Source organism: Stenotrophomonas sp. LGBM10, from assembly GCF_046736075.1.
Taxonomy (GTDB): Bacteria; Pseudomonadota; Gammaproteobacteria; order Xanthomonadales; family Xanthomonadaceae; genus Stenotrophomonas.
This window is the reverse complement of the sequence record NZ_CP177163.1, coordinates 1588250-1609715: the sequence shown is the minus strand read 5'-3', so window position 1 is coordinate 1609715 and position 21466 is coordinate 1588250. Positions and strand designations below refer to the sequence as shown.

Genomic DNA, 21466 nt, shown 5'->3' with positions numbered 1-21466 from the left:
GCCGACCGTTGGTCGGCTGCACTCCGTTCCGGCACCGAGAAACCCCGCGCGCTGCGCGCGATAGCCGACCAACGGTCGGCTCTACCGGTTCGGATGCCGCAGCCCCGCCGGTAGAGCCGACCGTTGGTCGGCTGCATTCCGTTCCGACGCCGGGAAACCCCCGCGCGCTTCGCGCGATAGCCGACCAACGGTCGGCTCTACAGGTTCGGACGCAGCAGCCACGCAGGTAGAGCCGACCGTTGGTCGGCTGCACCCCGTTCCGACGCCGACAAACCCCGCGCGCTTCGCGCGATAGCCGACCAACGGTCGGCTCTACCGGTTCGGACGCAGCAGCCCCGCTGGTAGAGCCGACCGTTGGTCGGCTGCATTCCGTTCCGATGCCGAGAACCCCCGCGCGCTCCGCGCGACAGCCGACCAACGGTCGGCTCTACCGGTTGCGGGGCCGATGCCCCTGCGCGCCGGCGCTCAGCGGACGTTCGGGACCTCGTAGCCCAGGCGGTCGACCTGCTCGCGGTGCTGCGGCACGCGCTTGAGCTTGTCGGTGTTGACGCCGTACTCGTCGCGCAGGCGCGTGGCCAGCTCCTTGTACAGGTCTTTGTCCATGTCCGGCTGGCGCGCGAAGATCCACGCCATCTCGCGGCCCGGGTAACCCACCAGCGCCCACGAATAGTCCGGTGCCACTTCCAGCACGCGTGTGTGGGTCGGCACGATCTTGTAGAACCACGTGCGCCAGTTGTGGTTGCCGCTGTCGGCATCCACCGACGCACGCACCGTCAGTTCTTCCTGCGGTTCGGAGAAGCCGTTGCGGTAACGATAGGTGATGGCGACTTTCTGGTCGCCACGCAGGCGGTACTCGTTGACGCTGGCCACGTGGCCGCGCTCGACCGGGTTGGGAACGCGCCCGATCACATACCAGGTGCCCATGAAGCGCTGCAGGTCGATTGCCGGGCCCACGCGCTCGGACGTCGTCGGTGCCGGCGCCGGTTTGGCCTCATGACGGAAGGCGCAGGCCGGCAGCAGCGACAGCGTGGACAGCAACAGGACAGCGCGAAGCGGGCGGTTCACAGACATGCGGCGGTTGGCTCCAGGGGCTGGCAGGGGCATGGTGGGTGGGACGGCGAAGAACGTCAATGGTGGCGCACGGGTTGCATGACCGGTTCACGCTGCGGCACAAGGTCGCAGCCGGTGAGATGGTGGCACGGCAAGGTGACGCATCACTTTCGCACGGAGCGGTGTCATGTCCCTGTCGTCTTTGCAGCGTTCGTCCCGTTCCGCCGAGGTACCCGATCCACGGGTGCTGCGTTGCGTCAGGCAGGCGGCCCTTGCCGGGCTGGCCCTGGTGCTGGTCTGGCCGGCCGCGCGCGGCTACAGCAGCTGGTTGGGGTGGGGACCGTTGTGGCTGGTCGGGATGCCCTGGCTGGCCTGGTGGGCGCTCTACCGCTTCCGGCTGCCGCTGCGCTGGTGGGCCCAGCGCCGGGCCAGTGCCCGCCGGCGCGCACCGCAGGCACGCCGGCGGCGGCCGGCACGGCGCCTGCGCGCAGCCTGACCTTCGACACGGGAGCGGCGGCCGTCGCCTGTGATAGCGTCCGGGGCCTATGACTGCCTGGAGCTGCAATGTCCCGAATCGCTTCCGCCTGCCTGGTGGCAGGCTTGATGTCCGTCGCCACGGCTGCAACCGCCGTGGCCGCTGAAACGCCGGCCGATCCGTATGCCTGGCTGGAGGACGTGACCGGCGACAAGCCGCTGTCCTGGGTCAAGGAACAGAACGCCAAGTCCGAGGGGCGCCTGGCGCAGACCCCGGCCTTCAAGGCGATGGAAGCGAGCATCCGCGAGGTGCTCGATTCGGACGCCAAGATCCCCGGCGTGCAGAAGATCGGCGACTACTACTACAACTTCTGGAAGGACAAGCAGCACGAGCGCGGCGTGTGGCGTCGCACCACGCTGGCGGAGTACCGCAAGGCATCGCCGCGCTGGGAAACCGTGCTGGACCTGGATGCACTGAACAAAAGCGAAGGCGAGAACTGGGTCTGGCACGGCGCCGACTGCCTGCGCCCGGACTACGCGCGCTGCCTGGTCGCGCTGTCGCGCGGCGGTGCCGACGCCGACGTGACCCGCGAGTTCGACCTGGCCAACAAGACCTGGATCAAGGATGGCTTCTTCCGTCCCGAGTCCAAGGGTGGCCTGAACTGGATCGATCGTGACACCGTGTTCGTCTACACCGACTTCGGTGCCGGCACGATGACCACCTCCGGCTATCCGCGTGTGGCCAAGCTGTGGAAGCGCGGCACGCCGATGGCCTCGGCCAGCGTGGTGTACGAAGGCAAGCCGGATGACATGTACATCTCGGCCATGCACGACGACACCCCGGGCTATGAGCGCAACCTGGTCAGCCGCACCCTGGCCTTCTACAACAACGAGATCTACCTGCGCGCCAACGACGGCACGCTGACCAAGATCGACGCGCCCAACTCGGCCGAGAAGGGCCTGCGCAAGCAGTGGCTGACCCTGGAACTGCGCGACCCGTGGACCGTGGGCGGCAAGACCTATGCAGCCGGTTCGCTGCTGGCCACCAAGCTGGACGATTACCTGGCCGGCAAGCGTGATTTCGAGGTGCTGTTCGCGCCGACCGAGACCACCTCGCTGGCAGGCGCCAGCTGGACCCGGTCGCACCTGGTGCTCAACGTGCTCGACGACGTCAAGAGCCACCTCAGCGTGCTGACCCCGACCGACAGCGGCTGGAAGAAGAGCGCGTTCACCGGCGCACCGTCGTTCGGCACCGTGGCCGTGAGCGCGGTCGATGCCGACGAAAGCGACGCGGTGTGGATGACCGTCACCGACTACCTGACCCCGACCACGCTGGCCCTGGCCGAGATCGGCAAGCAGCCGGAAGTGCTCAAGACCATGCCGGCGTTCTTCAATGCCGACGGCAAGGTGATCGAGCAGCACTTCGCCACCAGCAAGGACGGCACCCGCGTGCCGTACTTCGTGGTGCACGGCAAGGACATGAAGCTGGACGGTTCCAATCCGACCCTGCTGTACGGCTACGGTGGGTTTGAAATCTCGCTGACCCCGTCGTACTCCGGTGCGATGGGTCGCGCATGGCTGGAGAAGGGCGGCGTGTACGTGGTCGCCAACATCCGCGGCGGTGGCGAGTACGGCCCGCGCTGGCACCAGGCGGCGCTCAAGCAGAACCGTCACAAGGCGTATGAAGACATGGCCGCGGTCGCCCGCGACCTGGTCAGCCGCAAGATCACCTCGGCCAAGCACCTGGGCGTGCAGGGCGGCAGCAACGGCGGCCTGCTCACCGGCAACATGCTCACCCAGTACCCCGAGCTGTTCGGCGCGGTGGTGGTGCAGGTTCCGCTGCTGGACATGAAGCGCTACAACCACCTGCTGGCGGGCGCCTCGTGGATGGCTGAATACGGCAACCCGGATACGGCCGACTGGGACTTCATCAAGACCTTCTCCCCGTACCACCTGTTCGACGCCAGCAAGACCTACCCGCCGGTGCTGTTCACCACCTCCACCCGCGACGATCGCGTCCACCCGGCCCACGCCCGCAAGATGGCGGCCAAGATGATCGCGGCCGGCAAGGATGTGACCTACTACGAGAACATCGAGGGCGGGCACGGCGGAGCGGCCAACAATGCGCAGGCCGCGCACATGTCGGCACTGGCCTACAGCTTCCTCTGGGAGCAGCTGAGCAAGTAAGGTCAGGTATGCTCGACAGCCAGGGGCGGTCGAGCATCCCGCAGGGCGCCAGCCCGACGTGGACCCATCGCCCCATGAACTCCGGGTGGTGGGGCGTCTGGTTGGCTCCACCCCAGCTTCAGCGCCACGCAGCGATGCGTGGCGTTTTTTTTTGGCTGTTCTTCTGTCCGGGGCCTCACGCCGGCGGTCAACGCACCCACGTCTCCAGCCCGCGGCGGATACGCGACACGGCCTCTTCCAGCCGCGGTACCTCCTGGGTGTACGCCAGCCGGACATGCTGGTTGGCGCGGTGGTGCCCGAAATCCAGGCCCGGGGTGAACGCCACGTGCTGGGTCTCCAGGAAGTGCGCGCAGAACGCCTGCGCGTCATCGGTGAAGGCACTGACATCGCAGTAGAGGTAGAACGCGCCCTCCGGTTCCACGTCGATGCGGAAGCCGAGCGCGCGCAGCGCCGGCAGCAGGTAGTCGCGGCGTTCGCGGAACGCGGCGCGGCGCTGTTCGAAGACGGCGATGGTGTCCGGTTCGAAGCAGGCCAGCGCGGCGTGCTGGGCGATGCTGGACGCGCTGATGTACAGGTTCTGCGCCAGCTTCTCCAGGTCGGGCACGGCCTGCGGCGGCGCCACCAGCCAGCCCAGGCGCCACCCGGTCATGCCGAAGTACTTGGAGAAGCTGTTCAGCACGAACGCGTCGTCGTCCACCTGCAGCACGCTCTGCGCGTCCATGCCGTAGGTGAGGCCGTGGTAGATCTCGTCCACCACCAGGTGCCCGCCGCGCGCCTTCAGCGCCTGCGACAGCGCCGCAAGTTCCGGGGCCGACAGCACCGTGCCGGTGGGGTTGGCCGGCGAGGCCACCAGCGCGCCGACGCTGTCCGCGTTCCAGTGGCGTTCCACCAGGGAGGGGGTGAGCTGGTAGGCGGTGTCCGGCCCGACCGGCACCAGCTGCGCGGTACCTTCGACCAGCCGCAGGAAATGCCGGTTGCACGGGTAGCCCGGGTCGGCCAGCAGCCAGTGCCGGCCGGGATCGACCAGCAGGCTGCTGGCCAGCAGCAGGGCACCGGAGCCGCCGGGCGTGATCAGGATCCGCTCGGGATCGATCCGCACTTGGTAGCGGTCGTGGTAGAAGCCGGCGATGGCCTGGCGCAGCGCGGGCAGGCCGCGCGCGGCGGTGTACCGGGTATGCCCGGCTGCCAGGGCCGCCTGGCCGGCCTGCACGATCGGGGCGGCGGTGGTGAAGTCCGGCTCGCCGATCTCCAGGTGGATGACGTCGTGGCCGGCCTGTTCCAGCGCCTGCGCGCGGGCCAGCAGCGACATCACGTGGAAGGGGGCGATGTCCTGGCTGCGGCGGCTGTAGCCAGCGGAAGCGGGAAGGGGGGAAGTGTTCATGATCCGATGATAGGCGCAGTGACCAACGACACGCTTGCCGCCGGCCCAACGGCCGCCGCAGACTGGGTAGACACGGACGCCATTGCATTCCCACGCCAGGAGCCTTATCTCGTGAAGCCCGCCCTTTGTTTATTGGTTGCCAGCCTGATGACCACTTCCGCGCATGCCGCCCCCGCGCCGACCGCGCCCGACGCCGAGAAGCACCCGCACACGGTCAAGGCCCCGTTCGGCGCCACCCGCAGCGACGACTACTACTGGCTGCGCGACGACAAGCGCGAAAATCCGGCGATGCTGGCGTACCTGACCGCGGAGAATGCGTACACCGATACGGTGATGGCGCCGCTCAAGCCGCTGGAAGACACCCTCTACAAGGAGATCGTGGCGCGCATCAAGCAGGACGATGCCAGCGTGCCGGCGCGCGAGCGCGGCTACTGGTACTACACCCGCTTCGAGACCGGCAAGGACTATCCCATCCAGGCCCGCCGCAAGGGCAGCATGGAGGCGCCCGAGGAGATCCTGCTGGACATCAACGCGATGGCCGCCGGCAAGGGCTACTTCAGCGTCGGCGATATGGACGTCAGCCAGGACAACCATCTGCTGGCGTGGGCCGAGGACGATGTGGGTCGCCGCCAGTACGTGATCCGCTTCAAGGACCTGCGCACCGGCGACGTGCTGCCGGACCGTATCGAGAACGTCTCGCCGAACGTGGTCTGGGCCGATGACAACCGCACCCTGTTCTACGTCGAGAACGATCCGGAAACGCTGCTCACGGTGCGGGTGAAGAAGCACGTGCTGGGCACGCCGGTCGCCAGCGACACGCTGGTCTACGAAGAGAAGGACGACAGCTTCTACATGGGCGTCGGCCGCAGCCGCGACGACCGGTTCCTGACCATCGACCTGCACAGCACGGTCAGCTCGGAGACGCGCTACGCACCGGCGGCGGACCCGCAGGCGTTCACCGTGCTGGCCCCGCGTGCGCGTGACGTCGAGTACGACGCCGACCACTTCGATGGCCGCTGGGTGATCCGCACCAACGACGCCGGCGCCACCAACTTCAAGATCGTCACCGCACCGTCGGACGCCACCGCGCGCAGCCAGTGGAAAGACTGGGTGGCGCATGACGACGCGGTGCTGATCGAAGGCTTCGAGCTGTTCGATGGCTACAGCGCCATCGCCGAACGCTCCAACGGGCTGGAGCGCATCCGGCTGCTGTTCGCCGATGGCCGCCAGGAGTACGTCAAGGCCGATGAGCCGGCGTATTCGATGGGGCTGGCCGCCAACCCGGAACATGACACCCCGTGGCTGCGCTATGCCTACACCTCGCTGACCACGCCCACCACCACCTATGAACTGAATACCGTTACCGGCGAGCGCCGCCAGCTCAAGCAGCAGCCGGTGATCGGCTACGACCCGGCCAAGTACACCACCGAGCGCGTGTGGGTGACCGCCCGCGACGGCGTCAAGGTGCCGGTGTCGCTGGTGTACCGCAACGGCTTCCGGAAGGACGGCACCGGCGCGCTGTACCAGTACGCGTATGGCAGCTACGGCATGTCGATGGACCCGGGCTTCAACCAGACCGTGGTCAGCCTGCTGGATCGCGGCGTGGTCTACGCCATCGCGCATATCCGCGGTGGCCAGGAAATGGGCCGTGCCTGGTATGAGAACGGCAAGCTGCTGCACAAGCAGAACACCTTCAACGACTTCGTCGATGTCACCCGTGAACTGGTCCGCCAGGGCTACGCCGCCAAGGATCGCGTGGCCGCGTCCGGCGGCAGCGCCGGGGGCCTGCTGATGGGCGCGGTGGCCAACCAGGCGCCGCAGGACTACCGGGTGATGGTTGCCCAGGTGCCGTTCGTCGACGTGGTCACCACCATGCTCGATGCCAGCATCCCGCTGACCACCAACGAGTACGACGAGTGGGGCAATCCCGAGCAGCGCGAGTACTACGACTACATGCTCACCTATTCGCCGTATGACAACGTGCGCCGGCAGGCGTATCCGGCGCTGTTCGTCGGCACCGGGCTGTGGGATTCGCAGGTGCAGTACTGGGAGCCGGCCAAGTGGGTGGCCAAGCTGCGCGACGACAACACCGGCACCCATCCGATCGTGTTCCGCACCAACATGGAAGCCGGCCACGGTGGCAAATCCGGGCGTTTCCAGCGGTACCACGAGCTGGCCGAGTCCTACGCCTTCGTGCTGGACCAGCTTGGCGTCACGCCCGCAACGAACTGATCCACGGCCAGGCGGAAGGCGACCATCGCGGTCGCCTTCCCGGCTCGTTATGCTGGCCACATGAGCCTGCCAGAGCGCCCCGAAGTTGCCGATGCCGCGCCCGCGCGGCGGCCGGTACGTTTCCGCTGGGCGTGGTGGCTGCTGGCGTATGTCAGCCTGGGCACCGGCATCGTCGGCATCTTCGTGCCGGGCCTGCCCACCACCGTGTTCATCCTGATCTCGGCATGGGCCGCCTCGCGCGGTTCCGAACGCCTGCACCGCTGGTTGACGCAGCACCCCCGGTTCGGCCCCGCCATACGCAACTGGCAGGCGCACGGCGCGGTCAGCCGCTACGCGAAATGGATGGCCACGCTGACCATGACCGTCTGCGCCGGCATCATGCTGTGGTGCGTGCCCATCGCATGGGTCAAATGGTTGTCGATCGGCTGCATGACAGCCGTGGCGCTGTGGCTGTGGAGCCGGCCGCTGCCGCCGCGTTCATCCTGAGGCGCTGCTGAGGTGGCCGGCCAGTGGCCGGCACTACCGTGGGGGGCATGGCTATACTTGGGGCATGAAGACATCCCCCCGTACCCTCATCTCCCTGACGCTGGCCGCCTCGGCGCTGCTGGTGCTGTCGGCCTGTGGCAACAAGGGCCCGCTGGTCATGCCGCAGAAGCCTGTTCCGGTCGAAGAAGTGGTCGAGCCGGCCGCCGAACCGGCCGCCACCCCACCGCCGGCCGATGGCGACGTTGGCGCCACGCCGGTCGCCCCGGACCCGGTCGAGGCGCCGGCGCTCAAGGCCGATGACGGGAATGAGTAACGCGGCACCCCGGGCACTGCGCTTCAGCAAGATGCACGGTGCCGGCAACGACTTCATCGTGCTCGACCTGCGCGACGGCAGCCCGCCGCCGGACCCGGCGCTGGCGGCCCGCCTGGCCGACCGCCATACCGGCGTGGGCTGTGACCAGATCCTCACCATCGAGCCGCCGAAGGCCGACGGGTCGGTCGCCTCGTACCGGATCTGGAATGCCGATGGCTCCAGCTCGCAGCAGTGCGGCAATGGTGCGCGCTGCGTGGCGGCCTGGCTGGTCCGCGATGGCGCCGCCAGCGGCGATACCTTCGCCATCGACAGCCCGGTCACCACCCATGCGGTGGAGCGCCTGGGCGGGGATGAGTACGCCGTGGCGATGGGCGTGCCGCGCTTCGAGCCCGACCAGGTGCCGCTGATCGGCTTCGCACACGCCCGCGAGGAATATCTGTTGCCGCTGCAGGGCGACACCGTGCGGTTCGGTGCGGTATCGATGGGCAATCCGCATGCCGTGATCGAGGTCGGGCTGGTGGATGCCGCGCCGGTCGAGCGCCTCGGCCCGCTGCTGCAGCAGCACGCCACGTTCCCGCAGTCGGTGAACGTCGGCTTCGTGCAGGTCATGGACCCGCGCCACGCCCGCCTGCGCGTGTACGAGCGCGGCGTCGGCGAGACCCTGGCGTGCGGTAGCGGCGCCTGCGCGGCCGCCGTGGTGATGATGCACCGGGGCCGGCTGGAACGTGACGCCATCATGTCGCTGCCTGGCGGCGACCTGCGCATCCGCTGGCCGGAACCGACCGCCCAGATCGTGATGTCCGGGCCGGCTGCCTTCGTCTTCGAAGGGGAATGGAACGCATGAGCGAGACCGTCGAGAAAATCGCAGCGCACGAAGTCGCCGCCTGGCTGCGGCGTCATCCGACCTTCCTGAAGCAGTTCCCGGACCTGGCCCTGACCCTGGTGGTGCCGCGCGATGACGGCCCGACCGCGTCGCTGGCCAGCTACCAGCTGGACGTGCTGCGCGACAAGAACCGTGAGCTGCAGCGCCGGCTGGCCGACCTGGCCGCCAACGCACAGATCAACGAACGCCTGGCCGTGCGCACGCATCAGCTCACCCTGGCGCTGATGAAGCAGTCCAGCGCCGGCGATACGCTGCGCGCGATGGCCGCCTCGCTGGAAGAGGATTTCGCCGGTGACCTGGTCCGCCTGGTGCTGCTGACGCCGGTGGCAGGCCTGGAGCAGGCGCCGTGGTTGCAGGTGGTTGCCGCCGACAGCCCCGCGTTGTCTTCGTTCCGCGATTGCCTCAACGATGGCGAGCCCATCTGCGGGCGCCTGCAGCCGGAGAAGAACGCGCTGCTGTACGGCGACCGCGTGGACGAGGTGCAGTCCAGCGCGCTGCTGCCGTTGCCCGGTGTTGGCCTGATCGCGGTCGGCAGCCGCGACGGCAACCGGTTCTATCCCGGCATGGGCACGCTGTTCCTGCGCATGATGGGAGAGGCGCTGGTGGTCGCGCTGGCGCGCTTCGACCCGGCCTGAACCGCCACGGCGCCGTGCCCATGACCGCCGTCGCCGGGTTTCTTGCCCACCTGCAGGTGGAGCGCCGCATGTCGGCGCACACGCTGGACGCCTATCGCCGCGATCTCGACGCGGTGTCGGCGTGGGCACAGGCGCAGGACACGGTGATCGAAGCCCTGGACAGCGAACAGCTGCGCCAGTTCATCGCCGCCGAGCACCGCCGTGGCCTGTCGCCGACCTCGCTGCAACGCCGCCTGTCGGCCTGCCGCAGTTTCTATGGCTGGCTGCTGCGGCACCGTCGCATCGAGGTCAGCCCTGCCGCCACGTTGAAGGCCCCCAAGGCGCCGCGCAAACTGCCGCAGGTGCTCGACGCCGACGAAGCGGTGCGTCTGGTCGAACTGCCGACCGATGCGCCCCTCGGCGTGCGCGACCGCGCGCTGCTGGAGTTGTTCTATTCCTCGGGCCTGCGCCTGAGCGAGCTGTGCGCCCTGATCTGGCGCGACCTGGATTTCGCGACCGGCCTGGTCAACGTGCTGGGCAAGGGCAACCGGCAACGACGCGTCCCGTTCGGGACGCATGCGCGCGCCGCCCTGCAGGCCTGGCAGGCCGAAAGCGCTGGCGCGGCGGATGCGCCGGTGTTCCCGGGGCGCAAAGGCGGGCCGATCACCCAGCGTGCGGTGCAGATCCGCATCCGCCAGCTCGCGCAGCGCCAGGGCCTGTTCAAGCACGTGCATCCGCACATGCTGCGGCACAGCTTTGCCAGCCACATCCTGGAATCGTCCGGTGACCTGCGCGGCGTGCAGGAACTGCTCGGCCATGCCGATATCGCCACCACGCAGATCTACACCCACCTGGATTTCCAGCACCTGGCCAAGGTTTACGACGCCGCACACCCGCGCGCGAAGCGGCGGCAGAGCAGCAACGAAAGCTGAATCGATCCGGTGCGTCACCGGGGCGCAGGGCAGGGTGGCTTGAAGCCCCGGGCAACGACCCCACCTCAGTCTCTGTCACCCCGGAGGCCACATGGACCCCAGTCAGAACCCCAACGTTTTTCACGCCACCACCATTATTTCGGTGCGCCGCAACGGTCACGTCGCCGTCGCCGGCGATGGCCAGGTCACGCTCGGCCACACGGTGATGAAGGGCAACGCCCGCAAGGTGCGCCGGCTGGGCCGTGAGGGCCAGGTGCTGGCCGGTTTCGCCGGCGCCGCCGCCGATGCCTTCACCCTGTTCGAACTGTTTGAAGCCAAGCTGGAAAAACACGGGCAGCTGCAGCGTGCTGCCGTGGAGCTGGCCAAGGATTGGCGCACCGAGCGCCGCCTGGGCAAGCTCGAGGCGCTGCTCGCCGTGGCCGACAAGGACACCTCGCTGATCATCAGCGGCACCGGTGATGTGATCGAGCCGGAGGACGGCATCATCGCCATCGGCTCGGGCGGCTCCTACGCGTTGTCGGCCGCGCGCGCGCTGCTGGCGCACACCGAACTGGACGCCCGCACCATCGCCACCGAATCGATCAACATCGCCGGCGACATCTGCATCTACACCAATCGCAATGTGGTGGTTGAAGAGCTGTAAGGGAAAGCCGGCCAGCGGCCGGCACTCCCACGGCGCCGACCCGATACATGGCGTAGTGCCGGCCGCTGGCCGGCAACCTCGAACAACCGCATTCACTCGTGAGCACACCCATGCCGCACAAGATTGAAGTTTCTTCCGCCACCATGACCCCGCGCGAGATCGTGCAGGAACTGGATCGGCACATCGTCGGCCAGCATGACGCCAAGCGCGCGGTCGCCATCGCGCTGCGCAACCGCTGGCGCCGCATGCAGTTGCCGGCCGAGCTGCGCAACGAAGTCATGCCCAAGAACATCCTGATGATCGGCCCGACCGGCGTCGGCAAAACCGAAATCGCGCGCCGCCTGGCCACGCTGGCCAACGCGCCGTTCGTGAAGGTCGAAGCGACCCGCTTCACCGAGGTCGGCTACGTCGGCAAGGATGTGGAGCAGATCATCCGCGACCTCGCCGACACCGCGGTCAAGCTGTATCGCGAGCAGGCCAAGGTGCGCGTGCGCAACCAGGCCGAAGAGCGCGCCGAGGACCGCATCCTCGATGCGCTGCTGCCGCGCCGCAGCGGCGGCATCGGCTTCGATGCCGAGGCCGCGCGCAACGAACCGTCCGCCCAGGACAATGAAACCCGCATCAAGTTCCGCCGCATGCTGCGCAACGGCGAACTGGACGAGCGCGAGATCGAGCTGGAAGTGTCGGCCAACGTCGGCGTGGACATCATGACCCCGCCGGGCATGGAGGAAATGGGCCAGCAGCTGCGCCAGATGTTCTCCAGCATGGGCGGCGCCAAGGCGCAGAAGCGCACGCTGAGCATCAAGGCCGCGCGCCCGCTGCTGATCGAGGAAGAGGCCGGCAAACTGGTCAACGAAGACGACATCCGCAGCGCGGCGATCGAAGCGTGCGAGCAGCACGGCATCGTGTTCATCGACGAGATCGACAAAGTCGCCAAGCGCGGCGAAGCCGGTGCGTCCGGTGGCGACGTGTCGCGCGAAGGCGTGCAGCGTGACCTCCTGCCGCTGGTGGAAGGGTCCAACGTGTCCACCAAGTACGGCACGGTCAAGACCGACCACATCCTGTTCATCGCCTCCGGTGCGTTCCACCTGGCCAAGCCCAGCGACCTGATTCCCGAGCTGCAGGGCCGCTTCCCGATCCGGGTGGAACTGGGCGCGCTGAGCAAGAATGATTTCGTGCGCATCCTGACCGAGCCGAAGGCCGCGCTGACCAAGCAGTACGAAGCGCTGCTGCTCACCGAAGGCGTGTCGGTGGCGTTCACCGCCGATGCGGTCGACCGCTTGGCCGAGATCGCCTTCCAGGTCAACGAGCGCCAGGAGAATATCGGTGCCCGCCGCCTCCACACGGTGCTCGAGCGACTGCTGGATTCGCTCAGCTACGAAGCCCCGGACCGCGACGGCGAGACGATCAGCATCGACCACGCCTACGTGGACGCTCATCTTGGCGAGCTGGTGCAGGATCCGGATCTGAGCCGCTACATCCTGTAAGCGGTGGGTGGCATGAATTGAAAGGGCGGCACTTCGGTGCCGCCTTTTTTGTTGGCTCGGCTTTGGCGGGACGTTGCGGGTTTGCGGGGGGCGCCGTGAACCCGTCCTTGGGGGCCTGGTCGCAGCATCGATGCTGCTCATATTCCCGCAAATCCGCCCCGACCCGCCTTTGATAGTGTGTCGTTGCCACGGGAGAAGCGGGGGCAACGTCAACGTCAACTCCGCATGGACCGCAGACTATCCCGTCACCACTGGCGTGCTGAGCGACGAATGACCATGAACGGAATCTTCAGAGCAGTTGTACAGAGTGCAGTGCTGTTGCTGGCCTTCACTGCCAGCAGCCCGGCGGCCCACGCCCAGGAAACGGTGGAGTACATCCACATCGATGCGCTGGGCTCGCCGGTGGCGGTGACCGATGCCAATGGCCTGGTGATCGAACGGACCGTCTACGAGCCGTATGGCGCAGTGGTGGGTGGGCAGCCGAAGGATGGACCGGGGTATACCGGGCATGTGTCTGACTCGGCTACGGGGCTGAGCTACATGCAGCAGCGGTATATGGATCGGCTGCACCGACGATCACCTCATGGCGAATCGCTCGGGCACTAGGCTTCGAGCTTCCGATGAAGATGGAATCACTGGCAACGACATTACACAGAAGCTTAAGCTCAGCGACTTCAAGGGCGTGTTCCGAGTGGAAGGAAGGCTGGACGCAAAACGATTGGATCGACAATTCTCTGGAAAGTGATGCCAGGAGCACCAAACGTGACCGCGCACAACTCGCTACGAATTTCAGGCATCACTCTGGTTGTCGTTGCAGCGTTGAGCGCAACGTCATGCAGCAGCCCGCAGGGCTGCAACTATTCCGTGATCAACCACGAACCCCATAGCAGTTTCGCACAGCACTACGAAGTTAATGCGCAAGGCGCATTGGCAAAGGATAGCGTCCCTGAAGGACCAGCCATTGAACTACAGCTGATAACTGTACAGGTAGAGTTTCCGAAGCCAGGCACAAGAGCGTGGAGGGTGTTCTACGCGCTGACCGATTCTGGGAAGCGCTATTTGTCGTCTGGAACTTGCGCACTTGGCCTGCAGGAATGCAGCAAGATGATGATTGATGCAGCACGCGCCGAGTGCCATGCAAAATGAACGTATTGAGATGCCGCGCGTTGGTGCTCACGCTGATTGGTGGCTTGATGCAGGGATGCGGAAGTGAGGAGGCCGTTTCGGGGAAGTCCATCAACGATCAACCAGACAGTCCTTTAGCTGCTGAATACATGTCGGCGATAGCCGGAGTGGCCGAGGGTCACCTTTCGCCGCTTTCAACGCTGAACTGCAGCGCTCGAGTTGTTTCGGCCGTAAGTGGATATGACATCGGCACTGGAGAACGCGTGCGCACGCGGGTCTACTACGTACTTTTGCGGGAAGATGGAAAGCTGTTGCACGCTGACAGCAGTGGAGGATCACCATCTGAATGCACAAGCATAATCGAGGCACGTGCGCGCTCGACCTGCCCTGTGCACTAGAGGCTCGTGGTGCCGCCACCAGCTTCAACCAGGCACTTGTCAGCTCAGCCAACGTTTCTCCCCGGCACTACCGCTTGAGGGTCCTGCGGCCTGAAAGGCCATTCATTCCAGCTGCAATGACCCATCGGTTTCTGCTCAGGCCATGCGGTCGGATGGTTCAAAAATTGACTGCTCCTCGCCGAAGCCTGAAAACGGAGTCTACTTCGCCACCGTTGTGGGGACGGTTAGCCTTTCTGACCGTCGAAGAACCTGCTCAGCAGAACTTACCGGAGCTGAAGTCTCAGATGTTTCGGTCGTCAAGCTGCATGAATGAGAAGTGTTCGGGCCTTGTCCGCCATGTCGGCGTGACTCAAACCAATGAGTCTCCGAGATTCCCGGGGCGATTCATTCGGTGATGTGCTGGTTGATCTGGAAGACGCCTCAGCCAGACCCACGAAACCGACGCCCACCGGCTGTTCGCCTGAATGCATGAGGCTGCCGGGCAGAGCCCGGCACCCAGGGAACCCATGCAATCCGAGGAGCCGGCCAGCGGCCGGCACTACGCCTCGTCGTCGGTCGGCAGCGCCGTCGGCGCGGCGCCCGGGGTGAACACACCCGGCTTCACGAACGCGCTGAGGATCGCGTCGAGGGTCTCCACCCCGTCGCGTTTGATCTCGAACAGCTCCGGCTCCAGCATCGCGCTGTACAGCACGCCGGTCAGGCTGGTGCTGACGATGCGCGCCACCGTGTCCACGTCCACGCCGTCACGCAGTTGCCCGAGGTCGCGTGCGCGCTGGAAGGCGGCCGCGAAGATCGCCAGCTCCTCGCGCGAGGCTTCCAGCTGCAGCTGCTGCATCGCCTGGCTCTCCACCGACAGATCGTTGCGCAGCATGATCTCCATCATGTTGCGCAGGCGCTCGTCGTCGGCCAGTTCCTGGAAAGACACCAGCAGCGCCGAACGCAGGTCCAGCACCGGCGTGGAGCGCTTGGACGAGGTGGTGCGGCGCAGGCGCTCGATGAACGGGATGCGCTCGCGGTCGATCATCGCCGTCAGCACTTCGGTCTTGTTCTTGAAGTGCCAGTACACCGCGCCGCGGGTAAAGCCCGCCCGCGCGCCGATCATCGCCAGGCTGGTGCCGGCAACCCCGTATTCATGAAAACAGGCCTGGGCCGCATCAAGGATGCCTTCGCGGGTGGCCTGTGCCTCTTCTTTGGTTTTTCTGGCCATTGCGCTGCGCACGTGCTGGATGAAACCGGCCTGAATTGTACCGCTTTACAAACAAACATGCATGTATGTATATTTGCGCCCCACTGATCCTCGCCAAGCACTGCCTGCCTTGCGCCGGCAGGCACTCAGCCAGGTTTTGTCGTCATTTGTCGCCCTGTTACCCGTGATTCGCCGTTTTTTCGGTGGAGTTCGTGGCGGGGTGCCCCTTATTCGTACCTGTGAGCCCACGCTGCCATGTCCCGATCCCCCTATCGCTTCCTCGCGCTGTCCCTCGCGATCGCCCTGACCGTGTCCGCCTGCGGCGGTGGTGCCCCGGAGGGGCCGCAGGGCGGTCCCGGCCAGGTCACCGTGGCCACCCTGAAAGCCGAGCAGGTCGGGCTGACCCGTGAACTGCCGGGCCGCACCAATGCCTTCCTGGTGGCCGAAGTGCGCCCGCAGGTCAGCGGCATCGTGGCCAAGCGCCTGTTCACCGAAGGTGGGCTGGTCAACGCCGGGCAGGCGCTGTACCAGATCGACGACGCCAGCTACCGCGCCCAGGCCAACAGCGCCCGCGCCCAGCTGGCCCGCGCCGAAGCCACCGCCAATGCGGCCCGCCTGAGCGCGCGGCGCATTGCCGAGCTGGCCAAGGTCGACGCGGTCAGCACCCAGGACAACGAAAACGCGATCGCGGCGCTGAAGCAGGCCGAGGCCGATGTCGGGGCCGCCCGCGCCGCGCTGGATGCCGCCAATGTCACCCTCGGCTACGCGCGCATCACCGCGCCGATCAGCGGCCGCATCGGCAAGTCGTCGGTCACCCAGGGCGCGCTGGTCAGCGCCGGCCAGGCCGAGGCGCTGGCCACCGTGCAGCAGCTGGACCCGATCTACGTCGACCTGACCCAGTCGGCCAGCGAACTGCTGCAGATGCGTCGCGAGCTGGCCAGCGGCCGCCTGCAGGACAACCAGAGCCTGCCGGTGACCATCCTGCTCGATGACGGCACCGAGTTCGCCCACAAGGGCACGCTGGAGTTCTCCGAAGTCAGCGTCGATCCCACCACCGGCAGCTACGCGATGCGGGTCAAGGTCGAGAACCCCGACCAGATCCTGATGCCGGGCATGTACGTGCGTGCGCAGGTCGGCAGCGGCGTGCGCGAGAACGGCCTGCTGGTGCCGATGCAGGGCGTCGCGCGCGATCCCAAGGGCGATACCACCGCGATGGTGGTCGGCAAGGACAACAAGGTCGAAGTGCGGCCGGTCAAGGTCAGCCGTGCGGTCGGCAGCAAGTGGCTGGTCGAGGACGGCCTGAAGGCCGGCGACAAGGTCATTGTCGAAGGGCTGCAGAAGATCCAGCCGGGCATGCCCGTGCAGGCCACCGAGATGGGCGCCGCGCCGGCCAAGCCGGCCGCTGCGCCGGCGGCTCCGGCCGACAAGCAGTAAGCGGAGAATCCAATGGCACGTTATTTCATTGATCGCCCCATCTTTGCATGGGTGATCGCGATCATCATCATGCTTGCCGGTGCGCTGGCCGTGGTGAAGCTGCCGGTCTCGATGTACCCGGAAGTGGCACCGCCGGCCGTCGAGATCAGCGCCACCTACCCGGGTGCATCGGCCAAGGTGGTCGAGGACTCGGTGACCCAGATCATCGAACAGAACATGAAAGGCATCGATGGCCTGATCTACTTCTCGTCCAACAGCTCGGCCAATGGCCAGGCGACCATCACCCTCACCTTCGAGAGCGGGACCAACCCGGACATCGCGCAGGTGCAGGTGCAGAACAAGCTGCAGCTGGCCATGCCGCTGCTGCCGCAGGAAGTGCAGCGGCAGGGCATCAACGTGGCCAAGTCGAGCAGCGGCTTCCTGCAGGTGATCGGCTTTGTGTCCAACGACGGCAGCATGGATGCCAACGACATCTCCGACTATGTCGGCTCCAATGTCGTCGATCCGCTCAGTCGCGTGCCGGGCGTGGGCAACATCCAGGTGTTCGGCGGCAAGTACGCCATGCGCATCTGGCTGGACCCCAACAAGCTGCACACCTACAAGCTGTCGGTGGATGAAGTCACCGCGGCGATCACCGCGCAGAACGCACAGGTGGCCATCGGCCAGCTTGGCGGTGCGCCGTCGGTCAAGGGCCAGCAGCTCAACGCCACCATCAACGCGCAGGACCGCCTGCAGACCCCGGAACAGTTCCGCAACATCCTGGTCCGCGGCGGCACCGATGGCAGCGAGCTGCGTCTGGGCGACGTGGCCCGGGTCGAACTCGGTGCGGAAAGCTACGACTTCGTCACCCGCTACAACGGCAAGCCGTCCACCGGTATCGCCATCACCCTGGCCACCGGCGCCAACGCGCTGGATACCGCCAACGGCGTCCGCGCGGCGCTGGATGACATGAAGGCCAACTTCCCGGCCGGGCTGGAATCGGTGGTGCCCTACGACACCACGCCGTTCGTGCAGGTCTCGATCAAGGGCGTGATCAAGACGCTGATCGAAGCGATCGTGCTGGTGTTCGTGGTGATGTACCTGTTCCTGCAGAACTTCCGCGCCACCCTGATTCCCACCATCGCCGTGCCGGTGGTGCTGCTGGGTACGTTCGGCATCCTCGCCGCGCTGGGCTTCTCGATCAACATGCTCACCATGTTCGCGATGGTGCTGGCGATCGGCCTGCTGGTCGACGACGCCATCGTGGTGGTGGAGAACGTCGAACGCATCATGTCCGAAGAAGGGTTGTCGCCGCTGGAGGCCACCCGCAAGTCGATGGGCCAGATCACCGGCGCACTGGTGGGTATCGGCCTGGTGCTGTCGGCGGTGTTCGTGCCGATGGCCTTCATGACCGGCTCCACGGGCGTGATCTACCGGCAGTTCTCGGCGACGATCGTGTCGGCGATGGCCTTGTCGGTGCTGGTCGCCATCGTGCTGACCCCGGCGCTGTGCGCGACCATGCTCAAGCCGCTGAAGAAGGGCGAGCACCACGTGGCGCACCGCGGCCTGGCCGGTCGGTTCTTCAACGGCTTCAACCGTGGCTTCGACCGTTCCAGCGAAACCTACCAGCGTGGCGTCAAGGGCATCCTGGCGCGGCCGTGGCGCTTCATGTCCATCTTCGCTGCGCTGGCGGTGGTGATGGGCCTGCTGTTCGCGCGCCTGCCCAGCTCGTTCCTGCCCAATGAAGACCAGGGCATCCTGATGGCGCTGGTGCAGACCCCGGTCGGCGCCACCCAGGAGCGCACCCTGGAGGCGATGTACAAGCTGGAAGACCACTTCCTGAAGAACGAGTCCGAGGCGGTCGAATCGGTGTTCATGGTGCAGGGCTTCAGCTTCGCCGGCATGGGCCAGAACGCGGGCATGGCCTTCATCAAGCTCAAGGACTGGAAGGACCGGAATGCCGACCAGGGCGTCGGCCCGATCACCGGCCGCGCGATGGGCGCGCTGGGCCAGATCAAGGACGCCTTCATCTTCGCCTTCCCGCCGCCGGCGATGCCGGAGCTGGGCATCGGCTCGGGCTACACCTTCTTCCTGAAGGACAACAGCGGCCAGGGCCACGAGGCCCTGCTCAACGCGCGCAACCAGCTGCTGGGCGGTGCCGGTCAGAGCAAGCTGCTGGCCAACGTGCGCCCGAACGGCCAGGAAGACACCCCGCAGCTGCGCATCGACGTGGACGTGGAGAAGGCCAACGCGCTGGGCCTGTCGGTGGCCTCGATCAACAACACGCTGGCCACCGCGTGGGGCAGCAGCTACATCGATGACTTCATCGACCGCGGCCGGGTCAAGCGCGTGTACGTGCAGTCCGATGCGGATTTCCGCATGAACCCGGACGATTTCAACGTCTGGTCGGTGAAGAACACCAAGGGCGAGATGGTGCCGTTCAGCGCCTTCGCCACCAAGCGCTGGGACTACGGTTCGCCGCGCCTGGAACGCTACAACGGCGTGTCCGCGATGGAAATCCAGGGCGAGCCCGCCCCGGGCGTGGCCTCGGGCGATGCAATGGCCGAGATCGAACGCATCGCCAAGGACCTGCCGCCGGGCTTCGAGATCGAGTGGACCGCGCTGTCCTACCAGGAACGCCAGGCCGGTTCGCAGACGCCGCTGCTGTACACGCTGTCGCTGCTGATCGTGTTCCTGTGCCTGGCCGCGCTGTATGAAAGCTGGAGCGTGCCGACCTCGGTGCTGCTGGTGGCGCCGCTGGGCATCCTCGGTGCAGTGCTGGCCAACACCATGCGCGGCATGGAGCGCGACATCTACTTCCAGGTCGCGATGCTGACCACGGTGGGCCTGACCAGCAAGAACGCGATCCTGATCGTGGAGTTCGCCAAGGAAAACCTGGAGAAGGGCGTCGGACTGATCGAGGCCACCATGCATGCCGTGCGCGACCGTCTGCGCCCGATCATCATGACCTCGCTGGCCTTCGGCCTGGGCGTGCTGCCGCTGGCGATCGCCTCCGGTGCAGGTTCCGGCGCGCAGCGCGCGATCGGTACCGGCGTGCTCGGCGGCATGGTGGTGGGCACCCTGCTGGGCGTGTTCTTCATCCCGCTGTTCTTCGTGGTGGTGCAGCGCGTGTTCAACCGCAAGGCGCGCACGACCGGCGATGCCTGATGCGCATGGATGCCGGCCGCTGGCCGGCATCCACGCGGTGCTCGATCCATGCTCTGCTTGGCGCCGGCCAGCGGCCGGCACTACCCAGGAAATCGTTATGAAACACGCTTCTTTGATTCTCTCCGTCGCAGTTGCGCTTTCGCTTGCCAGCTGTGCCACCCTCGAGCCGCGCAGAACCGAGGTCGCCCCGGCGATCCCGGCGCAGTGGCCGACCACCGCGTCGACCGCATCGGCGGTCGACGTTGCCGACATCGGCTGGCGCGACTTCTTCGTCGACCCTCGCCTGCAGGCGGTGATCGGCCAGTCGCTGGACAACAACCGCGACCTGCGCGTGGCCGTGCTCAACGTCGAGCGCGCCCGCGCCCAGTACCGCATCCAGCGCGCCGACCGCGTGCCGGCGATTGCCGCCCAGGGCCAGATGACCCGCAGCGGCGGCGACGCACCGGTGACCGAGCAGTTCAGCGCCAACCTGGGCGTCGTCGAGTTCGAGCTGGATCTGTTCGGCCGCGTGCGCAGCCTCAGCCAGGCGGCCCTGCAGCAGTACTTCGCCGAGGCGGCCAATCGCCGCAGCGCGCAGTTGTCGCTGGTGGCCGAGGTGGCCAACGCCTGGCTCACCCTCGGTGCCGATGCCGAGCAGCTGCGCATCGCGCAGGCCACGCTGGCCACCTATGAGGATTCGCTGCGCCTGACCGAGGCGCGGCACCGTCTGGGCGGCGCTTCGGCGCTGGAACTGAGCCAGACCCGCACGCTGGTGGAAACCGCCCGCACCGATGTCGCCCGCTTCGGCGGGCAGGTTGCGCAGGACCGCAATGCGCTGGTCCTGCTCGCCGGTGGCCCGATCGACGACGCCCTGCTGCCGCAGGGTGAAATCACCGATGTCGCGGCGGTGCAGCCGCTGCCGGCCGGCGTGCCGGGGGATGTGCTGCTGCGGCGCCCGGACGTGATGGCCGCCGAGCACACGCTGATGTCGGCCAATGCCAACATCGGCGCGGCGCGTGCGGCGTTCTTCCCGTCGATCAGCCTGACCGGCAGCGTTGGTTCGGCCTCCTCGGAACTGTCCGGCCTGTTCGACAGTGGCACGCGCGTGTGGAGCTTCATTCCCAAGCTCAACCTGCCGATCTTCCAGGGCGGCAAGCTGCGCGCCAACCTGGGCATGGCCACCGCCGATCGCGATATCGCGCTGGCACAGTACGAAAAGGCCATCCAGTCCGGCTTCCGCGAAGCGGCCGATGGGCTGGCGTTGAACCGCAGCCTGGCCGAGCAGCTGCAGTCGCAGCAGGCGCTGGTGGCGGCGGCCGAGCAGGCGCAGCAGTTGTCGCAGGCCCGCTACGATGCCGGGCTGGACAGCTTCCTGACCTTGCTCGATGCGCGCCGTACCGCGTACAGCGCGCGTCAGTCGCTGGTCAGCACGCAGCTGGCGCAGCAGTCCAACCAGGTGGCGTTGTACAAGGTGCTCGGCGGCGGCTGGCACGAGCGCGGCTGACCCGCCGGCAC

The 21466-nt window shown here is 66.8% G+C and carries 18 protein-coding genes; 15 read left to right on the top strand and 3 right to left on the bottom strand.

Annotation, left to right across the window (positions count from 1 at the left end; translation table 11 throughout):
* Positions 1–465: 465 nt before the first annotated feature.
* Positions 466–924 carry a lipocalin family protein gene (locus ACLB90_RS06785; protein ID WP_411852713.1) on the bottom strand — a complete coding sequence of 153 codons (459 nt, stop codon included), beginning with the start codon at positions 922–924 and terminating at the stop codon, positions 466–468.
* Between the two features lie 313 nt (positions 925–1237).
* Between ACLB90_RS06785 and ACLB90_RS06780 the strand changes: the two genes are divergently transcribed.
* Positions 1238–1546: a hypothetical protein gene (locus ACLB90_RS06780; protein WP_411852209.1), complete on the top strand. Its 309-nt coding sequence runs from the start codon at positions 1238–1240 to the stop codon at positions 1544–1546.
* A 68-nt stretch (positions 1547–1614) separates the two neighbouring features.
* Positions 1615–3711 (top strand): prolyl oligopeptidase family serine peptidase, encoded by a 2097-nt coding sequence (locus tag ACLB90_RS06775; protein ID WP_411852208.1) that lies wholly within the window; start codon positions 1615–1617, stop codon positions 3709–3711.
* Positions 3712–3898: 187 nt separating this feature from the next.
* Here the strand turns inward: ACLB90_RS06775 and ACLB90_RS06770 are convergent, their stop codons facing one another.
* On the bottom strand, positions 3899–5092 hold the full coding sequence (locus ACLB90_RS06770; RefSeq protein WP_411852207.1) for a pyridoxal phosphate-dependent aminotransferase: 1194 nt from the start codon (positions 5090–5092) through the stop codon (positions 3899–3901).
* Between the two features lie 111 nt (positions 5093–5203).
* Between ACLB90_RS06770 and ACLB90_RS06765 the strand changes: the two genes are divergently transcribed.
* The 10 genes from ACLB90_RS06765 (at position 5204) to ACLB90_RS06720 (ending at position 13828) form a co-directional block, all read left to right on the top strand.
* Entirely contained in the window at positions 5204–7324 is a 2121-nt protein-coding gene (locus tag ACLB90_RS06765; RefSeq protein ID WP_411852712.1) for a S9 family peptidase, read from the top strand.
* 60 nt (positions 7325–7384) lie between these two features.
* Complete coding sequence (locus ACLB90_RS06760) at positions 7385–7810, top strand: YbaN family protein (RefSeq protein ID WP_411852206.1); 426 nt, start codon at positions 7385–7387, stop codon at positions 7808–7810.
* A 64-nt stretch (positions 7811–7874) separates the two neighbouring features.
* Positions 7875–8123 (top strand): LPS translocon maturation chaperone LptM, encoded by a 249-nt coding sequence (lptM, locus tag ACLB90_RS06755; protein ID WP_411852205.1) that lies wholly within the window; start codon positions 7875–7877, stop codon positions 8121–8123.
* The gene (dapF, locus tag ACLB90_RS06750) at positions 8116–8967 is read left to right on the top strand and encodes a diaminopimelate epimerase (RefSeq protein ID WP_411852204.1); all 852 of its coding nucleotides are present in this window, start codon (positions 8116–8118) and stop codon (positions 8965–8967) included. The genes lptM and dapF overlap by 8 nt, the downstream gene beginning before the upstream one ends.
* Positions 8964–9641 carry a DUF484 family protein gene (locus tag ACLB90_RS06745; RefSeq protein WP_411852203.1) on the top strand — a complete coding sequence of 226 codons (678 nt, stop codon included), beginning with the start codon at positions 8964–8966 and terminating at the stop codon, positions 9639–9641. Before dapF ends, ACLB90_RS06745 begins: the two co-directional genes overlap by 4 nt.
* Before the next feature lie 20 nt (positions 9642–9661).
* Positions 9662–10552, top strand: a complete 891-nt coding sequence (xerC, locus tag ACLB90_RS06740) for a tyrosine recombinase XerC (protein ID WP_411852202.1) — start codon at positions 9662–9664, stop codon at positions 10550–10552.
* Positions 10553–10643: 91 nt separating this feature from the next.
* Positions 10644–11195 (top strand): ATP-dependent protease subunit HslV, encoded by a 552-nt coding sequence (gene hslV / locus ACLB90_RS06735; protein WP_017356659.1) that lies wholly within the window; start codon positions 10644–10646, stop codon positions 11193–11195.
* 110 nt (positions 11196–11305) lie between these two features.
* Complete coding sequence (hslU, locus tag ACLB90_RS06730; protein WP_411852201.1) at positions 11306–12682, top strand: ATP-dependent protease ATPase subunit HslU; 1377 nt, start codon at positions 11306–11308, stop codon at positions 12680–12682.
* A 276-nt stretch (positions 12683–12958) separates the two neighbouring features.
* Positions 12959–13288: a hypothetical protein gene (locus tag ACLB90_RS06725; RefSeq protein WP_411852200.1), complete on the top strand. Its 330-nt coding sequence runs from the start codon at positions 12959–12961 to the stop codon at positions 13286–13288.
* A gap of 156 nt (positions 13289–13444) precedes the next feature.
* A complete protein-coding gene (locus ACLB90_RS06720; RefSeq protein WP_411852199.1) occupies positions 13445–13828 on the top strand; it encodes a hypothetical protein in 384 nt (127 codons plus the stop codon).
* A 915-nt stretch (positions 13829–14743) separates the two neighbouring features.
* Here ACLB90_RS06720 and ACLB90_RS06715 read toward each other — a convergent pair.
* Positions 14744–15412, bottom strand: a complete 669-nt coding sequence (locus ACLB90_RS06715) for a TetR family transcriptional regulator (protein WP_411852198.1) — start codon at positions 15410–15412, stop codon at positions 14744–14746.
* 234 nt (positions 15413–15646) lie between these two features.
* Here ACLB90_RS06715 and smeD point away from each other — a divergent pair, with 234 nt between their 5' ends.
* From smeD to ACLB90_RS06700, 3 genes are all read left to right on the top strand, one after another.
* Positions 15647–16825 carry a multidrug efflux RND transporter periplasmic adaptor subunit SmeD gene (gene smeD, locus ACLB90_RS06710; RefSeq protein WP_411852197.1) on the top strand — a complete coding sequence of 393 codons (1179 nt, stop codon included), beginning with the start codon at positions 15647–15649 and terminating at the stop codon, positions 16823–16825.
* Positions 16826–16837: 12 nt separating this feature from the next.
* Positions 16838–19972 carry a multidrug efflux RND transporter permease subunit SmeE gene (smeE, locus tag ACLB90_RS06705; RefSeq protein ID WP_411852196.1) on the top strand — a complete coding sequence of 1045 codons (3135 nt, stop codon included), beginning with the start codon at positions 16838–16840 and terminating at the stop codon, positions 19970–19972.
* Positions 19973–20069: 97 nt separating this feature from the next.
* Positions 20070–21455, top strand: a complete 1386-nt coding sequence (locus ACLB90_RS06700) for an efflux transporter outer membrane subunit (protein WP_411852195.1) — start codon at positions 20070–20072, stop codon at positions 21453–21455.
* Positions 21456–21466: the final 11 nt, after the last annotated feature.